At 68.6% G+C, this 20,297-nt stretch carries 19 protein-coding genes; 9 read left to right on the forward strand and 10 right to left on the reverse strand.

What is annotated here, in order from left to right; genetic code table 11:
* The first annotated feature begins 57 nt into the window (after nucleotides 1–57).
* Nucleotides 58–1,677: an ABC-F family ATP-binding cassette domain-containing protein gene (locus ACZ4S3_RS15950; RefSeq protein WP_467933123.1), complete on the forward strand. Its 1,620-nt coding sequence runs from the start codon at nucleotides 58–60 to the stop codon at nucleotides 1,675–1,677.
* A 17-nt stretch (nucleotides 1,678–1,694) separates the two neighbouring features.
* Here the strand turns inward: ACZ4S3_RS15950 and ACZ4S3_RS15955 are convergent, their stop codons facing one another.
* From ACZ4S3_RS15955 to ACZ4S3_RS15965, 3 genes are all read right to left on the reverse strand, one after another.
* Entirely contained in the window at nucleotides 1,695–2,489 is a 795-nt protein-coding gene (locus tag ACZ4S3_RS15955) for a PIG-L deacetylase family protein (protein ID WP_467933128.1), read from the reverse strand.
* 43 nt (nucleotides 2,490–2,532) lie between these two features.
* Nucleotides 2,533–3,207: an HAD family hydrolase gene (locus ACZ4S3_RS15960; RefSeq protein WP_467933129.1), complete on the reverse strand. Its 675-nt coding sequence runs from the start codon at nucleotides 3,205–3,207 to the stop codon at nucleotides 2,533–2,535.
* Nucleotides 3,208–3,291: 84 nt separating this feature from the next.
* Nucleotides 3,292–4,239 carry a pseudouridine synthase gene (locus ACZ4S3_RS15965; protein ID WP_467933133.1) on the reverse strand — a complete coding sequence of 316 codons (948 nt, stop codon included), beginning with the start codon at nucleotides 4,237–4,239 and terminating at the stop codon, nucleotides 3,292–3,294.
* A 325-nt stretch (nucleotides 4,240–4,564) separates the two neighbouring features.
* On the opposite strand from ACZ4S3_RS15965, the gene ACZ4S3_RS15970 reads away from it, so the two are divergent.
* The 5 genes from ACZ4S3_RS15970 to ACZ4S3_RS15990 all read left to right on the forward strand — a co-directional run bounded on the left by ACZ4S3_RS15970 (nucleotide 4,565) and on the right by ACZ4S3_RS15990 (nucleotide 12,077).
* Nucleotides 4,565–8,431, forward strand: coding sequence for an nSTAND1 domain-containing NTPase (locus tag ACZ4S3_RS15970; RefSeq protein ID WP_467933138.1), 3,867 nt, complete (start codon nucleotides 4,565–4,567; stop codon nucleotides 8,429–8,431).
* 703 nt (nucleotides 8,432–9,134) lie between these two features.
* A complete protein-coding gene (locus ACZ4S3_RS15975) occupies nucleotides 9,135–9,437 on the forward strand; it encodes a hypothetical protein (protein WP_467933143.1) in 303 nt (100 codons plus the stop codon).
* Nucleotides 9,437–10,720, forward strand: coding sequence for a hypothetical protein (locus ACZ4S3_RS15980; RefSeq protein ID WP_467933147.1), 1,284 nt, complete (start codon nucleotides 9,437–9,439; stop codon nucleotides 10,718–10,720). The genes ACZ4S3_RS15975 and ACZ4S3_RS15980 overlap by 1 nt, the downstream gene beginning before the upstream one ends.
* Nucleotides 10,717–11,451 (forward strand): hypothetical protein, encoded by a 735-nt coding sequence (locus ACZ4S3_RS15985; RefSeq protein ID WP_467933148.1) that lies wholly within the window; start codon nucleotides 10,717–10,719, stop codon nucleotides 11,449–11,451. The genes ACZ4S3_RS15980 and ACZ4S3_RS15985 overlap by 4 nt, the downstream gene beginning before the upstream one ends.
* Nucleotides 11,448–12,077, forward strand: coding sequence for a hypothetical protein (locus ACZ4S3_RS15990; protein ID WP_467933152.1), 630 nt, complete (start codon nucleotides 11,448–11,450; stop codon nucleotides 12,075–12,077). The genes ACZ4S3_RS15985 and ACZ4S3_RS15990 overlap by 4 nt, the downstream gene beginning before the upstream one ends.
* 653 nt (nucleotides 12,078–12,730) lie before the next feature.
* Here ACZ4S3_RS15990 and ACZ4S3_RS15995 read toward each other — a convergent pair.
* A complete protein-coding gene (locus tag ACZ4S3_RS15995) occupies nucleotides 12,731–13,282 on the reverse strand; it encodes an EF-hand domain-containing protein (RefSeq protein WP_467933157.1) in 552 nt (183 codons plus the stop codon).
* 277 nt (nucleotides 13,283–13,559) lie between these two features.
* On the reverse strand, nucleotides 13,560–14,531 hold the full coding sequence (gene hemC / locus ACZ4S3_RS16000) for a hydroxymethylbilane synthase (protein WP_467933160.1): 972 nt from the start codon (nucleotides 14,529–14,531) through the stop codon (nucleotides 13,560–13,562).
* Nucleotides 14,532–14,591: 60 nt separating this feature from the next.
* Here hemC (ACZ4S3_RS16000) and hemC (ACZ4S3_RS16005) point away from each other — a divergent pair, with 60 nt between their 5' ends.
* Complete coding sequence (gene hemC, locus ACZ4S3_RS16005) at nucleotides 14,592–15,527, forward strand: hydroxymethylbilane synthase (RefSeq protein WP_467933164.1); 936 nt, start codon at nucleotides 14,592–14,594, stop codon at nucleotides 15,525–15,527.
* Here the strand turns inward: hemC (ACZ4S3_RS16005) and ACZ4S3_RS16010 are convergent.
* The 4 genes from ACZ4S3_RS16010 to ACZ4S3_RS16025 all read right to left on the reverse strand — a co-directional run bounded on the left by ACZ4S3_RS16010 (nucleotide 15,514) and on the right by ACZ4S3_RS16025 (nucleotide 18,017).
* Nucleotides 15,514–16,476: a hypothetical protein gene (locus ACZ4S3_RS16010; protein ID WP_467933168.1), complete on the reverse strand. Its 963-nt coding sequence runs from the start codon at nucleotides 16,474–16,476 to the stop codon at nucleotides 15,514–15,516. The genes hemC (ACZ4S3_RS16005) and ACZ4S3_RS16010 overlap by 14 nt on opposite strands.
* 415 nt (nucleotides 16,477–16,891) lie before the next feature.
* Nucleotides 16,892–17,194: a hypothetical protein gene (locus tag ACZ4S3_RS16015; RefSeq protein WP_467933173.1), complete on the reverse strand. Its 303-nt coding sequence runs from the start codon at nucleotides 17,192–17,194 to the stop codon at nucleotides 16,892–16,894.
* 44 nt (nucleotides 17,195–17,238) lie between these two features.
* Nucleotides 17,239–17,607: a hypothetical protein gene (locus tag ACZ4S3_RS16020; protein WP_467933177.1), complete on the reverse strand. Its 369-nt coding sequence runs from the start codon at nucleotides 17,605–17,607 to the stop codon at nucleotides 17,239–17,241.
* Nucleotides 17,601–18,017 carry an ATP-binding protein gene (locus ACZ4S3_RS16025; protein ID WP_467933182.1) on the reverse strand — a complete coding sequence of 139 codons (417 nt, stop codon included), beginning with the start codon at nucleotides 18,015–18,017 and terminating at the stop codon, nucleotides 17,601–17,603. Before ACZ4S3_RS16025 ends, ACZ4S3_RS16020 begins: the two co-directional genes overlap by 7 nt.
* Nucleotides 18,018–19,071: 1,054 nt before the next feature.
* Here ACZ4S3_RS16025 and ACZ4S3_RS16030 point away from each other — a divergent pair.
* Both ACZ4S3_RS16030 and ACZ4S3_RS16035 read left to right on the forward strand, forming a co-directional pair.
* Nucleotides 19,072–19,512: a hypothetical protein gene (locus ACZ4S3_RS16030; RefSeq protein WP_467933186.1), complete on the forward strand. Its 441-nt coding sequence runs from the start codon at nucleotides 19,072–19,074 to the stop codon at nucleotides 19,510–19,512.
* Nucleotides 19,503–20,012: a GNAT family N-acetyltransferase gene (locus ACZ4S3_RS16035; protein WP_467933191.1), complete on the forward strand. Its 510-nt coding sequence runs from the start codon at nucleotides 19,503–19,505 to the stop codon at nucleotides 20,010–20,012. The genes ACZ4S3_RS16030 and ACZ4S3_RS16035 overlap by 10 nt, the downstream gene beginning before the upstream one ends.
* Here ACZ4S3_RS16035 and ACZ4S3_RS16040 read toward each other — a convergent pair.
* The gene (locus ACZ4S3_RS16040; protein WP_467933197.1) at nucleotides 19,999–20,253 is read right to left on the reverse strand and encodes a hypothetical protein; all 255 of its coding nucleotides are present in this window, start codon (nucleotides 20,251–20,253) and stop codon (nucleotides 19,999–20,001) included. The two genes, ACZ4S3_RS16035 and ACZ4S3_RS16040, sit on opposite strands and share 14 nt — an antisense overlap.
* Between the last annotated feature and the right edge of the window lie 44 nt (nucleotides 20,254–20,297).

The following is a 20,297-nucleotide window of genomic DNA, read 5'->3' on the forward strand; positions in this document are numbered from 1 at the left end:
GGTGTCTCCCAGCGCATTCCCCCTCTCGCCCAGCCCTCGCGCGCCCAGGAGACCCGTATGTCAAAGTCGCCCACCCCCGCCGCCTCCATCGCCTGCACCGGCCTCGGCTTCGCCTGGCCCGACGGCACCCCCGTCCTCGAGGACTTCCAGCTCACCGTGGGGCCGGGCCGCAGCGGCCTCGTCGGCCTCAACGGATCGGGAAAATCAACCCTGTTGAAGCTGATCGCGGGCGAACTGACCCCCACCACCGGCCACATCAAGGTCGCCGGCGAGGTCGGCCACCTCCCCCAGCACGCCCCGCTCGACACCCACCTGCGCGTCGACCAGGCACTCGGCATCGACACCGCCCGCGCCGCCCTGCACGCCATCGAGAGCGGCGACACCGACGAAAGGCACTTCACCGCCATCGGCGACGACTGGGACGTCGAGGAACGCGCCCGCGCCACCCTCGACCAGCTCGGCCTGCCCGCCATCGACCTCGACCGCACCATCGGTGAAGTCTCCGGCGGCGAGTCCGTCCTCCTGCGCCTGGCCGCGCTCCTCCTGCGCCGCCCCGACGTCCTGCTCCTCGACGAACCGACCAACAACCTCGACCGCGCCGCCCGCCGCCGGCTCCACGACGCGGTAACCGGCTGGTCCGGCGTCCTCCTGGTCGTCAGCCACGACCGTGAACTCCTCGAACGCGTCGACCGCATCGCCGACCTCCGCGACGGAGAAGTCCACTGGTACGGCGGCAACTTCAGCGCCTACGAAGAGGCCCTGGCCATCGAACAGGAAGCGGCCGAGCGCATGGTGCGCGTCGCCGAGGCCGACGTCCAGCGCCAAAAGCGCGAACTCGCCGACGCCCACGTCAAGCTGGCCCGCCGCGTCCGCTACGGCAACAAAATGAACGCCAACAAGCGCGAGCCGAAGATCGTCATGAACGAACGCAAGAGGGAGGCCCAGGTCTCCGCCGGCAAACACCGCATCATGCACACCGAACGCCTCAAAGAAGCCAGGGACCGCCTCGACGAGGCCGCCGACGCCGTCCGCGACGACGACGAGATCCGTATCGACCTGCCGCACACGGCGGTCCCGCCGGGCCGCACGGTCCTCACGCTGCACGACCTCGCCGCCCGCTACGGCGCCCACGCCCACCTGGAGATCCGCGGCCCCGAGCGGATCGCCCTCACCGGCCGCAACGGCTCCGGCAAGACCACCCTGCTGCGCACCGTCGCCGGCGAGATCGCACCCGAGTCCGGCACCGCGCAGGCCCACGTCCCCTACCGCTTCCTCCCTCAGCGCCTGGAGGTCCTCGACAACACCCTGACCATCGTCGAGAACGTCGCCCGGTTCGCCCCGGACGCCACGAACAACCGCATCCGCGCCCGGCTCGCCCGCTTCCTGTTCAAAGGCGCCCGCGCCGACCAGCAGGCCGGCACCCTCTCCGGCGGCGAACGCTTCCGCGCCTCCCTGGCCGCCCTGATGCTGGCCGAACCGGCCCCGCAACTCCTGATGCTGGACGAGCCCACCAACAACCTCGACATGGCGTCGGTCCGCCGCCTCGTCACGGCCCTGGAGTCCTACGAGGGCGCGCTCATCGTCGTCAGCCACGATCTGACGTTCCTGCGCGAACTGGGCATCACCCGATGGCTGGCCCTGGAGGACGGCGAACTGGCCGACACCGAGCCGTTGTAGAACTCCCGCGTGAACTCCTAAGCCGCCGGGCGGGACACCTCACCCGAGACCTCACCGGACACCTGACCGGACACCTCGACGAACCACTCCCGCCCGAGCAGCAGCCCGAAGACGGGGGCCGGAAGGCGCACCAACGCCCGCATGACCGGGGCGAGCCGGCCGGTCCCCGCCACCACGGACCGGTGCGCGGCGAGCGCCGCCCGCTTGCGCCCGGCGAACCGCCGGACAGGGATGGCATGCGTGATGTCCGCCCGCGCGCTGAACGCTGCGCCCAGCGCATCGGCGTCGTACCGCAGCGGAATCCTCAACCACCGTGCCGGCTTCACCAGACGGGTGACCATCTCCCGCGGAAGCGTGGCCTCCAGCAGGCGGGGGACCTCGGCCAGCGCGGCGGCCCGCCGGCCCACCTGGTGCACCTTGACGTGATCGCGATGGCCGTACCCGCCGTTCGCGTCGTAGCTGAGCAGCACGTCCACGGCTTCCTCGCGGAGCACGGCAGCCAGCCGCTCGGCGGCCTCCTGCGTCCCGGCCCGCGCGAAGCGGGCCCGGTCCGGCGGGTCCGGATAGAGCACCGGACCGTGGCCGCTGTCCGCGTAACCGAGGTGGACGACCCGGGCCACGCCCAGCACACCCGCACTCGCCCGCAGTTCCGCCATCCGCGGCGGCTCGCCGTCGGGGCGTGCGCCCATCAGGCCGTCGGTGGCGACCACGATCACCACGCGATGGCCTTCGGCTGCGGCGCGGGCAAGGGTGCCGCCGGTCATGAGCACTTCGTCATCGGGATGCGCGTGAAACGCCAGAAGGGTCGCCATACCCTCATCCTTCAGCACTCGGGGCCCCGCCCGCCCGCGCACCTCAGAAGTGGTGCAGCAACTCCCCGAACGCCGCAAGGTGCAGCACCTTCTCATCCGCCGGGTCCAGCTCGCTGTGCTCCAGCACCCAGGTGTGGTCGTTCGGGATGAAGACGGCGTTCAGCCCGGCCGAGCGCGCGGGCAGGATGTCCGACTTGGGGGAGTTCCCGATCATCCATGTCGAGCCCGGCACCAGCGCATAGGCCCGCACCAGCTCCTCATACGCGGCCACATCCTTCTCCGCCACGATATGGACGCCCTTGAAGTGCGGCGTCAGCCCGGACGCCGCCACCTTCCGTTGCTGCTCCTCGGTGTCGCCCTTGGTCAGCAGCAGCAATTCATGCCGCCGCGCCAGTTCCCCCAGCGTCTCGGCCACCCCGGGAATCAGCTCCACCCGGTCCCCGTCGAACGCCGCCGCCCACCCCGAAATCCGCGCCGACTCCTCGGCCGTCGCCGCCCGCCCCCGCAGCCGCGCCACGCACTCCCCGAGGCTGCGCAGAAACACCTTGCTCCCGTACCCGTGCGTCAGCGCGTTCGCCGCCTCGATCCCGTCGAGCACGGCCCGCACGCCGTTCCGGTCGAGCCCGGGACGCACCATCCACTCCAGGAACTCATCGATGACCCGCTCGAAGATCACGTTGTTCTCCCACAACGTGTCATCCGCATCAAAGATCAGCACCGGCAGCTCCTCCCAGACTTCAGCGACGCGCGTACCCTACGCAGCACCGGGCCCGCCCCGCACCGCATATTCCGCCGGGGACCGTCACCCCACCGGGCAGGCGCCCCACACTGCCGGCCGCAGCCCGCTCTCGAACCGCCGCACCCGTCCGTCCACCGGATCCGTGAACTCCAGCCGTCTTGCGATCAGTTGCAGCGGCGCGGTGAAATCCCCCGGATCCGGACCCGGATCCTGGACGACCGGATAGAGCGGATCGTTCAGGATCGGCAGCCCGAGGCCGTTCATGTGCACCCGCAGCTGATGGGTACGGCCGGTAGCCGGCAGCAGCCGGTACCGCCCCAGCCCGCCCCGCCGCTCGACCAGCTCGATCCGGCTCTCCGCATTCGGCTCGCCGGCCTCCTCGCGGGCGGCCATCACCCCGCGCTCCTTCACGATCCGGCTGCGCACGGTCACCGGCAGCGCCACCCCGGGGTCGTACGGTGCCACCGCCTCGTACTCCTTACGCACCCGGCGCTCGGCGAACAGCCCCTGATACGCACCCCGGTCTTCGGGCCGTACGACGAACAGCGCCAGCCCCGCCGTCAGCCGGTCGAGCCGGTGCGCGGGCTGCAGCGCGGGCAGCCGGAGATCGCGCCGCAGCCGGGCCAGCGCGGTCTCGGTGATATGCCGCCCCCGAGGGGTCGTGGCGAGAAAGTGCGGCTTGTCGGCGATCACGATCCGCTCGTCCTGATGGACGATCCCCACCGCGAACGGCACCGGCACCTCCGGCTCGAAATCCCGGTGAAACCACACATATCCCCCGACCCGATACGGCTCACCCCCGCTCAGCGCCCCGTCCGCCCCCACGAACCGCCCCGCCCGCAGCATCGCCTCCACCCGCGCCACTCCGATCCCGCCCCGGAACCGGTCGACCAGATGGTCCCCGACCGTCCCCCAGGCCCCCTCCGGGTCGGCGGGCAGCCGTACCCGTACGGGGTCGATGCCGTCGCGCTGGGGGAGCGGGGCGGGCGGAAGGGCGGATCTGCGTCTCACAGGGCAAGAGAACCCCAGCTCGGCCGGGATTCTCAAGCCGGGCGGAGAAGAGACCGGCCGGGGCGACGGGCCCGCAGGACAGCCGCACTCTCCGCAGGCCGCCGCGGTATGCCCCGATTACCTGACGACCGTGCTCTGGTAACTCCCGCAACGCGTACGCACACTGTCCCTGGCACCAAGTCGCATTTCACACGTGCTTACCGGACTCGGGGGACGCGGGGATGGACCAGCAACGGGCAGCCTTAGCGGCGAAGACGACGGCGACGTCGGCGGCGACCACGGTGGTGAACCCGCGCGCCACCGCCCCCTGGGAGCAGGTGCTCCCGTGACGCCCCGCCAGGACCCCGGGGAGACGGCCGGGGACATCGAGCTGCACGCCTGGGCGACCGAGCGCGGCACCGTGTACCAGTCGGCGGGGGACATGGTCGTCGTCCGCGGCGGCGTGACCCAGCACCGGCACGAGCACTACCACTCCGGCGGCGAGGAGTCCGTCAGGACCACCACCCCCTCGACGGTCGAGGAGTGCCCCTACCCCGGACTGCGCCCGTTCGGCAGGGACGAGGCCGAGTGGTTCTTCGGCCGGGAGACCCTCGTCAGCAGGGTCCTGAACCGGCTCGAACTCTGCCTGACCGACCACAGCCCGCTGGCCGTCGTCGCGCCCTCCGGCGCCGGCAAATCATCGCTGCTGCGCGCCGGGGTGCTGCCGGCGCTGGCCAACGGCCGGCTGCCCGGCTCCGGGCGCCGGCCGCAGCTGCTGCTGACCCCCACCGCCGATCCGCTCGCGGCACTCGCCTCGGGTCTGAGCAGGCTCACCGGAGCCGACGAAGCACGGGTCACCGAGGCGATGAACGCCGCTCCCGGCAACCTCAACACCCTGATACGCGAACGGCTCCACCTCCCGCCCGACGGCAGGGTGGTCCTCGTCGTCGACCAGCTGGAGGAGCTGTTCACGCTCTGCCAGGACGAGTCCGTACGCCGCCGGTTCGTGGCGGTGCTCGTCGGCCTGACCGGCCCGCAGGAGCCCGTCGCACTGGCCGTCTACGGTCTGCGCGCGGACTTCTACGGCTCCTGCGCCGCCTTCCCCCACCTGCGCGACGCCCTGGTCAACCGCCAGATCATCGTCGGCCCGATGACCGACGACGAGGTGCGCAGGGCCGTGACCAGACCGGCCGAGCGCAGCCGGCTGTCGCTCGCGCCGGGGCTGGTGGACGTCATTCTGCGCGACCTGCGCGGCGCGGCCCGGCAGGACGAGGGCGCGTACGAGGCCGGCCGGCTGCCGCTGCTCGCGCACGCCCTGCGGTCCACCTGGCTCGAGCGCCAGGGCGACACCCTGACGGTGGACAGCTACCGCGACACCGGAGGCATCGACGGGGCGGTGGCGGCCACCGCCGAGGAGGAGTTCGGGAAGCTGAGCCCCTCCGCGCAGCAGGCGGCGCGGCTGATGTTCCTCGGCCTCGTCAGGGTCGGCGAGAACGGCGAGGTCACCCGCCGCCGGCGGACCCGCCGCGATCTGCTGCTGGCGGCCGCCGACCCGAAGGCCGTGCCGGACGTCGCCGAGCGGTTCACCCTCGCCCGCCTGCTCACCCAGGGCGTGCAGCGGGAGGAGGGCGTCGTCACCGTCGAGGTCACCCACGAGGCGCTGCTGTGGGCCTGGCCACGGCTGCGCAACGACTGGATAGGGGCGGGCAAGAGAGGCGTACCGGTCCGGCAGGAGCTGGAGGAGGCGGCCGTCGCCTGGGAGCGCGGCGGGCGCAAGGACGTGACGGCCCTGTACCGGGGGGCCCGGCTGGAGCTGGCCCGCACCTGGGCATCGGGCGCGAGCCCCGAGGACCGCACCCCGCTGGTCACCCGGTTCCTCGCCGCCTCCCAGCGGCAGCAGCGCCGCGGCCGGCGGCTGCGGCGCTGCGCGGTGGCCGTCGTCGTCGTCCTGGCGCTGCTCGCCTCGGGGCTGGCGGTGTTCGCGTTCGACCAGAGCCGCAACGCCCTTGAGCAGCGCGACAACGCGATCTTCGACCGGGTCAGCGCCGAGGCGGACCGCCAGCGCGAGACCAACGGTGCGCTCGCCGCGCAGCTCGACCTCGTCGCGTACCGGATGCGGCCGACGGCCGCGCTGCGCACGCGGCTGATGACGGCGGCGGGTTCGGTGCTGTCCACGGCGCTGCCGGGGCAGTTCGGCGTCAGCCCGGCGGTCGCCTTCGGCCCCAAGGGCCGGCTGGCCACCGGCTCGGGCACGCTGCGGTTCTGGGACACCTCCGACCCGGCCCGCCCGGCCCCGCTGACCTCCGCGCTCAGCGCCGGGAAAGGGGTCGACCTGAAGGCGGTCGCGTACAGCGCGCGGGGCGACCTGCTGGCCCGCGGCGGCTCGGACGGCACCCTACGGATCCTCGACGTCTCCGACGCCGGGCACCCGGTGGCGCTGTCCGCTCCGGTGCCGACGTCGAGGGGCTATGTGGTGAGCGTGAGCCTCAGTCCCGACAACCGGACACTGGCCGTCGGCACCGTCCTCCAGGCCGGCGGCACGACGACCGGCACCGTGCAGCTGTGGAGCATCGCGGACCCGAGACATCCGCGACGGCTGAGCACCGTGGTGTCCGTCCAGCGGCAGGGCATCTCCTCCGTCGCCTTCAGCGCGGACGGCGCCACCCTCGCCGTCAGCGGCGGCACCGGCCCGGGAAGCGACCACAGGCTGCTGGTGCGGCTGTGGGACGTGTCGGACCCGGCCCGCCCCACCGCGCTGGGCGGCGAGCTGAGCGGCCACCGGGGCGTCGTCAACAAAGTGGCGTTCAGCCCCGTCGCGCCGGTGATGGCCACCGCCGGGGGCGACAACAGGGTGCTGGTCTGGGACGTCTCGAACCGGCGGCGGCCGAAGGTCAGCAACACCCTGTTCCTCAACTCCCCGGGCAACTCCGTCGCCTTCAGCCCGGACGGGCGGCTGCTCGCCACCGGGGACAACTCCGGCAGCATCAGCCTCTGGAACGTCGGGGCCGCGGCGCAGACCAGGTCGATCGTCCCCACGCTGCGCGGACACACCACCGTCGTCAACAGCCTGTCCTTCGACGCCACCGGGCGCACCCTCGCCAGCGGCAGCGGGGACGGCAAGGTACTGCTCTGGCGGCTGCCCCCGACACTGACCGTCACGAGCGGCGGTATGGCGGTCACCGCGGCGGCGATGACCGGTGACGGGCGGCTGCTCGCGGTGGCCTCCGGCCCCTACGTCACCCTCTGGGACATCTCCGACCCGGCCCGCCTCACCCCCCTCGGCGGGCTCGTCCGGTTCCGCGCGGTCGTGGACGCGCTCGCCTTCAAGCCCGGGAAGTCCGGCAGCACCGTACTGGCCACCGGTGATCTCGGCGGAGGCGTGCGACTGTGGGACGTCTCGGCTCCGGCCCGCCCGGTGGAGGTCGGCGAAGCGCTGCCCGGTCAGACCAAACCGGTCTCCGCCCTGGCCTTCGACGCCGGCGGGCACACCCTGATCGCGGCCTCGATGATCCTCCAGGGCGGTTACGTCGGCGGGCTGCGCGCCTGGGACGTCGCGGACCCGGCCCGCCCCGCGGCGCTCGGCGGAGAGCTGCGCGGGCAGCAGTTGCCGATCAAGGGCATGGCCGCCGCGCCCGGCGGCGGCTACGTCTACACCGGGGACGTCTTCGGCGCCATCCGTGCCTGGCGGACGGGCGACGGGACCGCTCCCTCTTCGGCCGGCCGGCTGGCCAGCGTCCAAGTGATCGTCTCCCTGGCCGTCAGCCCGCGCTCACAGCTGATAGCGACGGGCAACGGGGACAGCAGGGTCCGGCTGTGGGACATGTCCCGGCCGAACTCCCCGACCGCCGCCGGGAAGCCGCTGCCCACCGGGGGCATCGTGAACAGCGTCGGCTTCGCACCGGACGGCAAGCTGCTCGCGAGCGGCAACGCCATCGGCCAGATCCGCCTGTGGGACACCTCCGACCCCACCCACGCCACCGCCTACGGCCTCCCGCTCACCGGCCACAACAACACGGTCTGGGCGCTGCTCTTCAGCCCGCGCGGCGGCCTGCTGGTCACCGGCGGCGACGACGGCACCGTACGCCTCTGGCAGACCGACACCGCCCGAGCCCGCGCCCTCCTGTGCACGTCGACGCGCCCGGCCATGACCCCCGCCCTGTGGAAGCGGTACGTGTCACCGGATCTGCCTTACACGCCGCCCTGCGGCACATGACTCCGCCACCCGCCGACACCATGACGGACCATCAAGCGCATATCCGATATCGAGAAGCAACCACCCCCTCAGTAGGAAAAGGCCGTTGGGAAAGTCTCGGAGAAAGGCCCTGCCGAGAAGACGGAGTCAGCTCGTGTGGCGCACTTCATTCCGGCGCGACACCGATGCCCGCAGTGCGAAGTGCCCATACGAGTACAGGAGTTCACCCCTCCCCAACGAAGGCAAAGCGCCTCATTGTTCACGAAGCCGGATGACGCCTTCGGCTGTCCCGCCGGGCGCGAGGCTCCAAGTGCGCTGAAATGACTGGGTTTCGGGGAATGCCTACCGGGACGTCAAGCTGCGGCCGGTACTGAAAGCCGCCCAAATGCTCCGGCCTCCGCGGGAGCCGGAAGATGGCAGAATTACGGCGGTGTCCGGAGGTGCGCAATGCCCCCTTCGGTCCCGCACTGGGCATACGTCCTGCCTACGGCCGTGGCGAGTTGGTGCCGAAATCACGCAATAACGGGGGAAGCATGATCGGCCGCATCGACGTAGACAGGTGCTTATAGCGCCGGAGATTGCCGTCGGGTTTATCCGCAAGGGGGATGAACCCGTTCCGGCCGCGGGTTGGCCGGCGTCTCCGCCGACCCCCGCCACTCCCCTTGCGTCGCGAGACGAGCCACCCCCCACCTCATCGCGCCCGCAAAACAAGAAAGCGTCACATATGGGTCAGCAATTCAAGGTCGACACGGACCAACTCACCCAGTTCGGCAACTCCTTGGGACACGCCCACACGGCCCTCAATGAGGCTCGCGAGGCCCTTGCGCACGTGCGGACCGGACAGATCGGCACCAATGAACTGGACGAAGCCTGCGACAATTTCAATATGCGCTGGCATCACGGTGCCAAAGAGCTCGGTGAGCGCGTCAAGGAAATAACGAAGGGTGTCCTGGCGAACCGGGACAACTACCTCGAAATCGAGAAGGCCCTCGATGCGGCGTTCAAGAAGCAGGGAGGCGCCCACTGATGGCCGCCGCTGACCCGTACCCGCACCTCGGCTGGAACCCCGTCCCCGGCGAACTGGGGGAGATCCAGGCTCTCGCCTCCAAGATCAAGAAGTCTGCCGACGCCCTCGACGATGCCCATCAACGCATCAAGCGGCTCCTCGGCGAGAGCGACCAGTGGCAGGGTGACGCAGCCAAGGCATTCCGCGAGGCCCTGGACGGCGATCTCCCGACCTACCTGATGAACGCCAACCACTCGCTGCGCAAGGCCCTGAAGCAGTTGGACAACTGGCACGACGACCTGAACGGTTACCAGGAGACGGCCCAGAAGTACGACGACGCCGCGCGGGAGAAGAAGACCGCCCTCACGGCCGCGAAGTCCCACCACGAAGCAGCCAAGAGCAACCCGGACCTCAAGCTCGCCCACCAGCACTTCGAAAGCAAGGAGGCGCTCGACGCGGCACAGGCACGGCTGGACAGCGCCGACAAGGAGCTGACGAACGCCGGCAAGGCGGTCGACGACGCCCAGGACGCCCTGGACGACATCATCAAGAAGGCGCACGCGCTCGAGTCCACGCACAGCGACCAGTCCTCGGCCATCGCCAAGGGCCTCAACGACGCCACCGACAAGCTCGCCCCCAAGGAGCCGGGCTGGCTCAGCAAGGCCCTCAGCTCGGTCGGGGAAGCACTCAAAGGCATCGGCTCATGGCTCAAGGAGCACGCCGGGACCATCGGCGCGATTGCCGGCCTGCTGGCACTCATACCCGGTCCCTGGTCACCGGCCCTGCTGGCGGTCTCCGTTCTGTGCAGTGCCGTCCAGTTGGGCAACGACATCCAGGGCGGCGCCCTGAAGGACCTGGCGCAATGGCCTCCCAACATGAAAACGCTGGGCGCCGCCACCTCGATCGGCGGTGACGTTCTCGGCATGCTGCCCGGCGTCGGTGTCGCCGCCCGCGCCGCCTCGGGAACCATCAAGGGCGCGAAGGCCGCCGCCGCGGCCGGGAAGGCGCTCTCGGCGACCGAGACGGCGGCCCAGTTCGGCAAGAACGCCGTCAAGGTCACCAGCCGTGTGGCCCACAGCGGCGCGGCCGGTGCCAGCGGCATGGAGCGGGGTCTCGCGGGAGCGGGCGCCGGCACCACGCTGTACGGCGACCTCGTGGAGCACAAGGTGATCGGGGAGAACGACACCCGCGACAACGCCAACCAGGTCGGCAACAGCGCCTCCACCTTCAACAAGCCGGCCTACAGCGGTGCGGTGGATGTCGCGAACGACGTCAAGAACCTGGCGACGGCGGTGTTCAAGTGATCGCGAACGACCCGTTCGGCTCGGCGGTGGCACCCGCACCGCCGCAGGAGCCCGCCGCCGAGATGTGGTTCTGGCCGCCCGAGGGGTACTTCCCCTTCCCCCTGGAGGACTGGCAGGAGCCCCTGGGGAGAGTCTGGGAGGCGCTCCGGGAGATCCCCGGCGCCGCCCAGGCCGATCCCTCCCCCCTCCAGCTGCTGGAGCTCTTTGGAGGCCTCCTGGGCATGCTGGAGACGCAGGACGTCATTCATCTCTCCCTCGGCGCCCACCCGCAGGAGGACGGCTCCGCCTTCATGCTGTCCGTGCTGACGGTGTCGGAACAGCCGCTCGAGGGCGCGAGACCCGCCCTGGCCCTCGCCGGGGCGCTCGAGGCCCTGGGCGCGGACGCCGCCACCCAGGCGAACATGGTTGACCTGCCCTGCGGCCCGGCTCTGCTCACCGACGGCGTGGAACGGGCTCCGGCACCGCCCACCGGTGACGGGACGGACCCCCACGACGCCGAGGACTCCGTCTGGCGCGGCACCGTACTGATCCCCAGCCCCACCGGATCGTCCGTTTACCTCATACAGCTCACCACGGCCGCCCTTGCACACGCGGCCGAGTACCGGGAGATTTTGCTGGCCATGGCCCACACCGTTACGTTCGATTCCCCGGACGGGCCGCATCCGGCCGACGATCCGGCCGCCCTCCGGCGACGAGAACTCGAGGAACACACGCGGAAGGCATTCGGATGAGTCGGAATAGCTTGCCGGCCGACGGCCCGCAGACACCCCCGATTCCGGGAAATGCCCTGGACGATCCGCGGATGCGGGAGATCTGCCGGTCCCTGCGCATACGGGTGTGGACCCGCCTGGTGCCGGCGATCCTGATCGCCGCCGCCGTCGGGGTACTCGCCGCCCTCGGCTCCCGCCCGGCCCGAATTGCCGCCATCGTGGTGGCAATCGCCTGTTGCGTCATGATCCAGATCGCCATCAGCAATGCCTTGTGGCTGCGGCGCATCGAACGCGTCCTGCGGGTCTACCCCTGGGAGCAGCGCCCCGGAGTCAAACGCCTCGACACCAACGAGCGACGGCCCCGGAGCCCCCATGTCGTCAAGCTCTCCCGGGGCTCCGGCGGATGGTCAGCGGAGATGGTCATGAGCCCGGTGCTCGGCCACCGCACGTGGGAGGCGGACATGTCCACGGCCATCTGGTTCGCCGGCGACGAACGCTTCGGCGGAGTGGTCGCCATTCCCGGTGGCGGGGCCCCGATGTTCACCAAGCCCCGGCAATGGGACCAGCTGGAAGCCCGCAGGGCCAAGGCCGGTGCCGATGAGGTGGGCCGCGCCCGGCGAGCCGGACTCGAGGGGAAGAAGTGGTAGCAGGCCTCATCGGCCCACCACTGGGTATCGCGCTCGCGCCGGCAAGAAGAACGAGCAGAACATGAGGGAGGCGCGCCCCACTCCGGGGCGCGCCTCCCTCATCCGTCGAACCCCCGCATGCAAAAAGGCCTGGTCAGCGTACTGACCAGGCCATTTTGGGAGAGTGCCCGAAGGGTGAGTTGGACCGATACCCCACGGATCACGCCGCTCACCGCCCGGACCGTCCGGGCCGAGAGCGACCCCACCCCACACGCGCCGGACAACGAAAAATCCCCACGGCGTCAAAGAAGCCGTGGGGATTTGATCTGTGTCCGAGGGGGGACTTGAACTCTCCTCTCGGACACCAGCAAATCAGGCGTCTGACCTGCGGAAACACCGGCCTGAAGGGGGCTAGTTACCTCTCAGGATTACATGTCCATTCCTGGGCGTTTCCGAGCGTTGCTGGGTGCTACTGGTCACGCACTGGTCACGTGGCCACCCGCGCCGTGTGGCAGATCATTACGGCCCGGTAGTCCCAGCCCGGACACCAGGAGGCAAGTAACCCGCCGGTAGGTTTGCGGCCGTTTCCTGGGACTGGGGGCCGCGTTAGCGTGCCGCCGTGGCGGCACGCTGACGCTGTCATCAGCATCCTCCGCTGGATGGAGCAGATGCGGTTAGACCTGTCCGAAGAAGAGGCTGCCCGGAGCATTCGGGTCGTTCGAGTAGTAGTACTCGTGGGCCGCCCGGATGAACTCCTGCCGGGAGATGTGGCCGTCCCCGTCGAGGTCCAGCCTGTGGAAGGTCTCGATGGCGTCGGGCTGGGAGATCTTCCAGACCTTCCTCAGGAAGTTCTCGAACTCTTCCTTGCTGACCTCGTTGTCGCCGTTGACGTCCATGCAGTCGAAGATCGCGTGGCCACAGCCCTCGACCATGTTGAGCCGACTGGTGTCGACGCTCACAAGGCGGTTGGCCTCCACGAAGTCTTCCTTCGAGAGCTTCTGCCCGTTCGGCTGCGCGTGCCGGACGAGCTCCTGCCAGTACATCTGATAGAAGGCCTGGATTCCGCCGGCCCGGGGATCGTTCTTGCCGAGGTGGAAGACGCTGATGTAGCGGTCGACGAGCTGCTGGTAGTCCGACCAGTCCACGTAGCCGTCATTGTTGGCGTCCAGGGTGTCGAATGCCCGTTCAATCTTGAGCCGGACGACGTCCGTTGCCGTAGTTGTCATGACTGTGTCCCTCCGAGGGGGTGAGCTTCATGGATGTCACGCTGGCCGCAGCCGCGACACCGCATAACGTAATTGATCCATTACGGAAAGTAGCTTCAAGATCGCGTCGGTGTCCCGGGAAACCCACATGCCATCCGATCCAGGTCTGCCCTACCTGGTGTCCAGCACCCCCTGGCCTCCCGCAGCAAATGCCGGATTTACTGCGGTAGCTCCTCTACCGTGATCATCGCGACCTGCGGCGGAGCGCTCGCATCCTGACCAGACCCGCCCGATTGATTCATTCAGTCGACCCGGTGGATGACGCCTGGCCCAGTTCACGGGCCCTGTGGTGGGTGAGTTGCTGGCATACAGCCATGGCCACCTGCGTGGCATCGTCCCCCGCGAGCCGGACATCGATCACCGTGCCGCCATCACTGCTGAAGGCGCGGGCGCGGACGGTGTACGTATTGATCTCGTCGCTGTGATTCGTGGTGCAGTACCCGGCCAACGGGGCGTTACAGAAGCCGCCCATCTGCCGCAGGACCAAGCGCTCACCTTCCGCCTCGACCTCCGTGTCCGCGTGGTGCAGCCTGAAGATCTTCCTTCGGGTCTCCATATCGTCCTTGCGGGTCTGAAGGGCGATGATGGCCGCTCCGAGCGGCGGGCAGATGATCTCCGGACTGATGCGCTCGCCGATCCGGTGAGCAAGCCCCAAGCGCTCCATGGAACAGGTAGCCACGATCAGCCCGTCCACGCCTCGGTCGCCCCGCTCCAGGGCCCGCAAGCGTTCGTGCACGGGGCCGCGCATGCGGACGACGTTGATGTCCGGGCGGTAGGCGCGGAGGGCTGCTGTGCGGCGGATGGAGGCGGTAGCGATGGTGGCGCCGGCCGGGAGGGTGTCCAGGGTGAGACCGTCGTCGCGGGTGACCAGGCAATCCCGGATGTCATCGCGGCGCAGGTACGCAGCCATCGTGAGGCCGGAGGTGTCGTGGGTCGGGGCATCCTTGAGGCAGTGGACAGCAACATCGATCTCGCCTGCGAGAAGGGCAGTCTCGATCTCCTCAGAGAAGACGCCGTCCTCTTCCAGTGCCGCGCGGCCCATCACGCGGTCGCCTCCAGCGCCGTAGAACGGACGTAAGACGGTGGGGGTGGGCGCCAGGCTCGCCAAGATGGGTGCGGTTTGAGCGAGGGACATCAGGGATGCGCGGGCGCCGATACGAAGAGGCTCCACCAGGTTTCTCCTTTGGTGACAATCTGTCGGAAACTGCATGCTTCTTGTGCAAGTAGGATTGAGCGCCAACGAGCCTGCTGATGCGAGGAGTTGAGCCGAATGAGCGACGTGGTGCGAATCGGTTCCAGGGCAAGCAAGCTGGCGAGGACGCAGGTCACGGAGTGGCTGGCACCTATTGCGGAGCAATTCCCCGGCGTCCGCTTCAAGCGGGAGATCATCCTCGAAGGCGGCGACCAGGACCGCATCACGCCCACCCTCGCGGAAGTGGCGAAGACCGCTGGCGGGTCTGCGTTCTCCACTAACCAGGAAGAGGCTCTGGTCACCGGCAGAGTCGACGTGATCGTGCACTCCCTCAAGGACCTGCCCACAAGCGTCTACGAGGGCACGACCCTGCTGACCACGCCCGGACCCCGCGAGGACGTTCGTGACGTGCTCTGCGGCGCCACCCTCGACGACCTCCCCCAAGGCGCTCGGGTAGGTACCGGAGCACCCCGGCGAGTAGCCCAGCTCCTCGCGTTGCGCCCTGACCTAGAGGTCATGCCGATCCGCGGCAACGTGCCGGGACGGCTGGCGCGCATCAAGGGCCGGGATCGCCTGGATGCGGTGGTTCTTGCGGCAGCGGGCTTGAACCGTCTCGGTCTCGTGCCTGACGTGCATCAGATCCTCGATCCGGTGGTGTACCCGCCGTCCCCGGGGCAGGGCGCGCTCGGCATCCAGGTCCGCATCGACTCCCCCGCCGCCCGGCTTCTGGCGGCGGCCGGAGAACCACAAGTCGATGCATGCGTACGAGCTGAACGCGCCCTTCTGGCCGAACTTCACGGAGGTTGCTCTGTCCCGGTGGGAGCCTGGGGAAGGATCGGAGCGGATGGCCTACTGCACCTATCCGCTGCCGTCACCTCCCTGGATGGAGCCACGCAGGTCACTGCCGCAAGCACCGGACCGACGGACGATCCGGAGAAGCTGGGAGCCTGCGTGGCTGCGGATCTCCTCGCGCAGGGCGCAGCCGGCATCCTCGCGTCGATCAGGAAGTCCTGAGCTCGCGGGCGATCTCCAAGGCGCCGTAGGTGATGATCCGAGTGGCACCCGCCCGCTTGAGGACCGTGTACGCCTCGATCAACCCCTTCATGTCCCGCCCGCCGTCCTCGCGACGGTCGGTCAGGCGCAGGTACTCACCGGACACGGAGAAGGGCACGAGGGGAACTGACACCTTGTCCTTGAGGTGGACGAGGGTGTCGACAGTGTGGAGAGCGGGCTCGGTCAAGATCATGTCCGCGCCTTCTCTCACCATCTCGCGTGCGACGTGAACGGCGAGCTCCGGCTGTTTCGGGTCGATCTGGAAGGCTCGCGCGCCAGACTGAGGCGTCGCCCCCATGGTGGCGCGGTACCCCTCGTACAGAGACGACGAGAAGATCAAGTGCGGCATGACTGCCACCTGCTTGTGGCCCGCCACGTCGAGCGCCTCGCGCACAGCGAAAACCGATTCGGGGATCATCGCGGCGGGACCGACGATGTCTGCGCCGGCATCTGCCTGCATCACTGCCTGGGCGCCCATGACTTCGCTGGTCTCCTCCACGTCCATCCCACGCTTATCGGCGAGCCAGCACTCGCCGGAGTCGTTGTGGCTGCACACGCAGGTCTCCGTCATCACGAGGACGCTGGGGGCTGCTTTCTTCGCCGCCCGAATGGCACGGGCCATGAGACCGGTTGGAGACGCAGCCTGGGAAGCGCGGACATCCCTGATCCTGGACCCGGCAAAGATCTTCACCGACCGCACGCCGAGGGACTCCAGGGCCTTGACGGTGCTCGGGACTTCTCCCACGGTCAGCGTGGGCATCGGGCGTGGCTCGGTGTCGTCGTCCTCGCGCATCAGAAAGACCATGCACAGGTCGGCCGGGGCCAACCCGGGTCCGTCGAGGAAGGTCCGAGCGGCTAAGCGATGAGCGGGCATGTGCTCCTCCTGCAAGGTCATGGCGGTTGACTGCATGGGGAATTTGAGCCTGCCTCGACCGCCTCACTCATGCCGTGGGGGAATACGGATCAGAGCGGGGCACCGCGGTCGGGGCGGGCGAACTGTGGTGCAGCGGGTCAGGCGCTATCGACCTGGTGGGCCGCGGCGGCCTCCCTGATGTGCCGGAGGCTGCGCTCCGCGTACTCCGGAGTGCCCCACTCGGCGGGAAGGCTTGCCCTGAAGACGCGGCCTGCCGCGTCGAGTTGGTGGTAAAGCTCTCGCTGCGTGACGTGCCGACACCACCACTCTTCGGCTGCCCACAAGACGCTGCGTGCACGGTCGAACAAGGTTGGAGCGGGCGGATTGAGCAGACGCTGAATGTTGCGCTCGCGGACGGAAAGCTCTGGCCGAGTGTGTTTGAGGCGGAGCGCGCGGGCGATGGCCGGGCCGCTCACTGCGGACCCAAGGAGGCGAGAAGCAGGGCCGCCAGGACCGCCAGCACTGCGAAGTACGTGTAAAGGACGTGAACCACGGCGGGGTGGTACCGGCGAAGGATCTTCAGGGCGGCGAAACCGGTCTTCCCCTCGGCCTCCGCCCGGAACCCGAACAGGGACACCCGCAGAACGGCTCGTTCCGTGGGGTGGTCAGCGGCTCCATGAAGTTCGGCGAGTGCGTCAAGCTCGTCGTAACGCTCAAAGTCTCGCCAGGTGGCGATGAGCGTGCGGATGCGGCGCAAGTTCCAGAAAGCGGACATGGCGATCGGTCTTCCTCTGAGTGAGCTCTTGCTTTCCGTGGCAGTCATGCCGTTGCGGGTAATCGACCGAGGCCGCGCAGCCCGTCAAGGACGCGGGCCAGAAGTGCCACATCCAGGTCGCTGGACCGCACAGCCGCTCGGCCCTCCTCGTACCAGTGGCCGAGGTGTTGCTTCCAAGCGACCTCAGCCCGCATGGTCTCCATGCGGATCTCCCCGAGCGTCTGATGTGACTCGATATGCAGGCGCAAGAGATCCGCGGGGGTCATCCGTACAGCCTCTGGAAAGGTCTGCGCATCGCGCTCGTCGAGCGGGCGTGCGGGGTTGAAGGCGAGTTCCACGCACGCGTACGGGGTCGGGTCGTTCGCAAGCTCTTCGGCCTGCATGAGGCGCAGCGTGAAAGGGGCGGTCAGCATTCGGCCGGCACCTCCAGCTCGGCCCAGACGACCTTGCCCCAGTGCTTCTTGTCGTACCCCCACTTCCAACTCAGGGTGTCGACCAGGAGCAAGCCGCGACCGTCTTCCGCGTTGCCGTCGGGCTGGGACATCACCGGGGCATCTCGGCTCTTGTCGACGACGCCGATCCGAATCACGTTGCCGGTCTCGCGTGAGATCAGGACACGGATCATGCGACACCGGGTGTGCTTGACAGTGTTGTTGACGAACTCCGAGACGATCAGCTTCCCGGCGTCAGCCAACTCGCCTACGCCCCAGGTGTTCAGGGTGGCGGAGATGAGCAGGCGGGCCCGGTGTGCCGATTCCGGCTCGCACGGCATGGTCTCGCTGTAGCCAGGCGCACCGGTCGCCTTGGGTCTTGCGGCTGTCATGGTCACGGGTCTTCCCTCCGGGGTGGTGGAGCCACCCGGCCTAAACGGGGGAAGGCCGGGTGCTCACCTCCATGCAGGCAGGCGCCGGGGGGCACCTCTTCACTGCGACGGCGGCGACCAGACAAGTCCACTCTTGGGGCATCGCGGGCAACAGGTGAAATGGGAGGCGGCGTCATCGCATGACCCCGGTGATTTTTACCTACGGACTGTCGCCGGGCGATCTCTCGGCGCTACCGTCGAGGTGTGACTGAGAACGTCAAGCTGGCAGCCCGCATGGATGAGCAGGGCCTCTCTCAAGCCGAGTTGGCGCGCAAGATCAATACGCAGGTGGAGACGCTGACCGGCTCTCCTGGATGCCTCACTGACCGGGACATTCGGCGCTGGCTCCGGGGTGAGACGAGATGGCCACAGGACCGCATCAGGCTTTGCGCCGAAGAGGTCCTTGAAGCGTCGTCCGAAGAGTTAGGTTTCATCCCACGACGCAAGCGAAGCACCACCGCACCACCGGAGGACGGGCCCGTGCACCGTCGTAAGTTCCTCACCGCCACCGGCGGTACCGCCCTGTCCGTTGTAGGGCCAAACAGCACCAGACTTGGCATGAGCGATGTTCACCGCTTCCAGGCGAATTATGAGCGCATCCTTGAACAGGACTGGCGTATTGGTGGCATGCGCACAGTGGAGAATCGGGCTGCCGAACTCGCCCTCCGTATCCAGTCGGCGTTGTCCATGGGGACTACATCGACTCGTGTCCGAAGACGGCTTCACTGTCTGGCCTCGGACGCGTCAAGCTCGGCGGCTTTCGCTGCCATCGACGCCAAGTCCCCCAAGCGGGCGCGCGCTCATCTTGACCGCGCAGTGACGTTCGCCGGTCTCTCGGGAGACAGTGAGACGCAGTACCACGTGTGGAACCACCTCGCCATGACGGCTTGTCAGCGTGAGGACTTCTCTGAAGGAGCGGCAGCCGCGGAGGTCATGAAGGCGTCTTCCGTCGCTCGTAGAGATCCCTTGTACGCGTCTCTGGGACACATGCGCAACGCTCGGGCCCCTGGCCAAGATGAATCAGCGGAGCGACACGCTACGGGCCCTGACTGCGTCAGAGAAGGCGTTCGCGCGGGCAGAAGGCAAGCAGCGTCCGCCGTGGCTGAGTTTCTACGACCAGAGTGAAGTGGACGGCCTGGCTGCAAGTATCTGGTTCCACCTAGGGGCCTATGACCGGGCAGAAGCGTTCTTCCATCGCACGCTTGCCGGCATCCGGCCCGACATGGTTCGGAACAGAGCCCTGTACTCGGCGCATCTGGCACTGTCCCAGGCAAACCAGGGAGAGCTGGAGCTTGCCTGTGCCACGGGCCTGCGTGCGTACGAGCTGCTGCCCGCGGGGGCAGGCTCGAAGCGGACCACTGACACGCTGATAAATGTACGGAAGGCTCTGGTCGCGTCAGGGTCGGGAGCGCCCGAAGTAACGGAATGGATTGAGAGGTCTCGGCAATGGAGCTGACACGCTATGGCCACGAGGACGCCCGGGATGTCAGGGCCATGCTCCTGGATATCCACGACGAGGCGTACGCCGACGACCCTGACGAGTTCCATTCCCGCGATCGGTTCGCCGAGTTCGTAGATGCCTGGTCGAACAAGGAGACATGGTCCTGCATCGTCGGCTTCGAAGAGGGGGCACCGGTCGGGTATGCCTACGGCGCGCTGTTCAGCCCTGGTGCGTGGTGGCGTGGAGTTGAGACGCCGGACTGGCTTGCGGAGGAGACTCAGGTATTCGCCCTGTCTGAACTCATGATCGTGCCGAGGTGGCGCAAGACAGGAGCCTCGGCCCAGATCCACGACGCGCTGATCAAGGCCCAGGACGCCTACGCCGTCACACTGTTCGTTGACTCGGCTCACCCGAAGGTTCAAGCACTGTACGAGAGCTGGGGATACCGCAAGTTCGACGAGTCAAGGCCCTTCGAGGACGCACCCTTGTACGCAGTCATGGTCAAGGAGCTGTGATCCCGGGGCCGCCGACGTCCCGCCTGCTGGAGAGGGCCGCCTGAGCGATCTTGGAGAGCGCCAGGGAGCGGTCGGCGTCGACGACGAGCCAGCCCCTCTCAAGAAGCGTCTGGAGCTGCGGTCGGACCTCGTCACCCAGCTCGTCCGCCAGGTCGTCGTCCGTCGGGGAGTCGCCGGCCCTCAGCCGCTCCGCGATGCGGAGCACGAGGGCCTCCTCTTCCGCTGTGATGTTGAAGTCCATGAGGCGAAGGTACGGGCGCAGCCTCATCAACGCCCTCTTTCCAG

This window comes from Streptomyces sp. NPDC028368 (assembly GCF_055565615.1).

What these genes read in the sequence shown, in the direction of transcription:
- ACZ4S3_RS15950 (WP_467933123.1), top strand. Translation starts at nt 58, where the DNA reads ATGTCAAAGTCGCCCACCCCCGCCGCCTCCATCGCCTGCACCGGCCTC.
- ACZ4S3_RS15955 (WP_467933128.1), bottom strand. Translation starts at nt 2,489, where the DNA reads ATGGCGACCCTTCTGGCGTTTCACGCGCATCCCGATGACGAAGTGCTC.
- ACZ4S3_RS15975 (WP_467933143.1), top strand. Translation starts at nt 9,135, where the DNA reads ATGGGTCAGCAATTCAAGGTCGACACGGACCAACTCACCCAGTTCGGC.
- ACZ4S3_RS15980 (WP_467933147.1), top strand. Translation starts at nt 9,437, where the DNA reads ATGGCCGCCGCTGACCCGTACCCGCACCTCGGCTGGAACCCCGTCCCC.
- ACZ4S3_RS15990 (WP_467933152.1), top strand. Translation starts at nt 11,448, where the DNA reads ATGAGTCGGAATAGCTTGCCGGCCGACGGCCCGCAGACACCCCCGATT.
- ACZ4S3_RS15995 (WP_467933157.1), bottom strand. Translation starts at nt 13,282, where the DNA reads ATGACAACTACGGCAACGGACGTCGTCCGGCTCAAGATTGAACGGGCA.
- hemC (WP_467933160.1), bottom strand. Translation starts at nt 14,531, where the DNA reads ATGCAGTTTCCGACAGATTGTCACCAAAGGAGAAACCTGGTGGAGCCT.
- hemC (WP_467933164.1), top strand. Translation starts at nt 14,592, where the DNA reads ATGAGCGACGTGGTGCGAATCGGTTCCAGGGCAAGCAAGCTGGCGAGG.
- ACZ4S3_RS16010 (WP_467933168.1), bottom strand. Translation starts at nt 16,476, where the DNA reads ATGCAGTCAACCGCCATGACCTTGCAGGAGGAGCACATGCCCGCTCAT.
- ACZ4S3_RS16015 (WP_467933173.1), bottom strand. Translation starts at nt 17,194, where the DNA reads ATGTCCGCTTTCTGGAACTTGCGCCGCATCCGCACGCTCATCGCCACC.
- ACZ4S3_RS16020 (WP_467933177.1), bottom strand. Translation starts at nt 17,607, where the DNA reads ATGCTGACCGCCCCTTTCACGCTGCGCCTCATGCAGGCCGAAGAGCTT.
- ACZ4S3_RS16025 (WP_467933182.1), bottom strand. Translation starts at nt 18,017, where the DNA reads ATGACAGCCGCAAGACCCAAGGCGACCGGTGCGCCTGGCTACAGCGAG.
- ACZ4S3_RS16030 (WP_467933186.1), top strand. Translation starts at nt 19,072, where the DNA reads ATGAATCAGCGGAGCGACACGCTACGGGCCCTGACTGCGTCAGAGAAG.
- ACZ4S3_RS16035 (WP_467933191.1), top strand. Translation starts at nt 19,503, where the DNA reads ATGGAGCTGACACGCTATGGCCACGAGGACGCCCGGGATGTCAGGGCC.
- ACZ4S3_RS16040 (WP_467933197.1), bottom strand. Translation starts at nt 20,253, where the DNA reads ATGGACTTCAACATCACAGCGGAAGAGGAGGCCCTCGTGCTCCGCATC.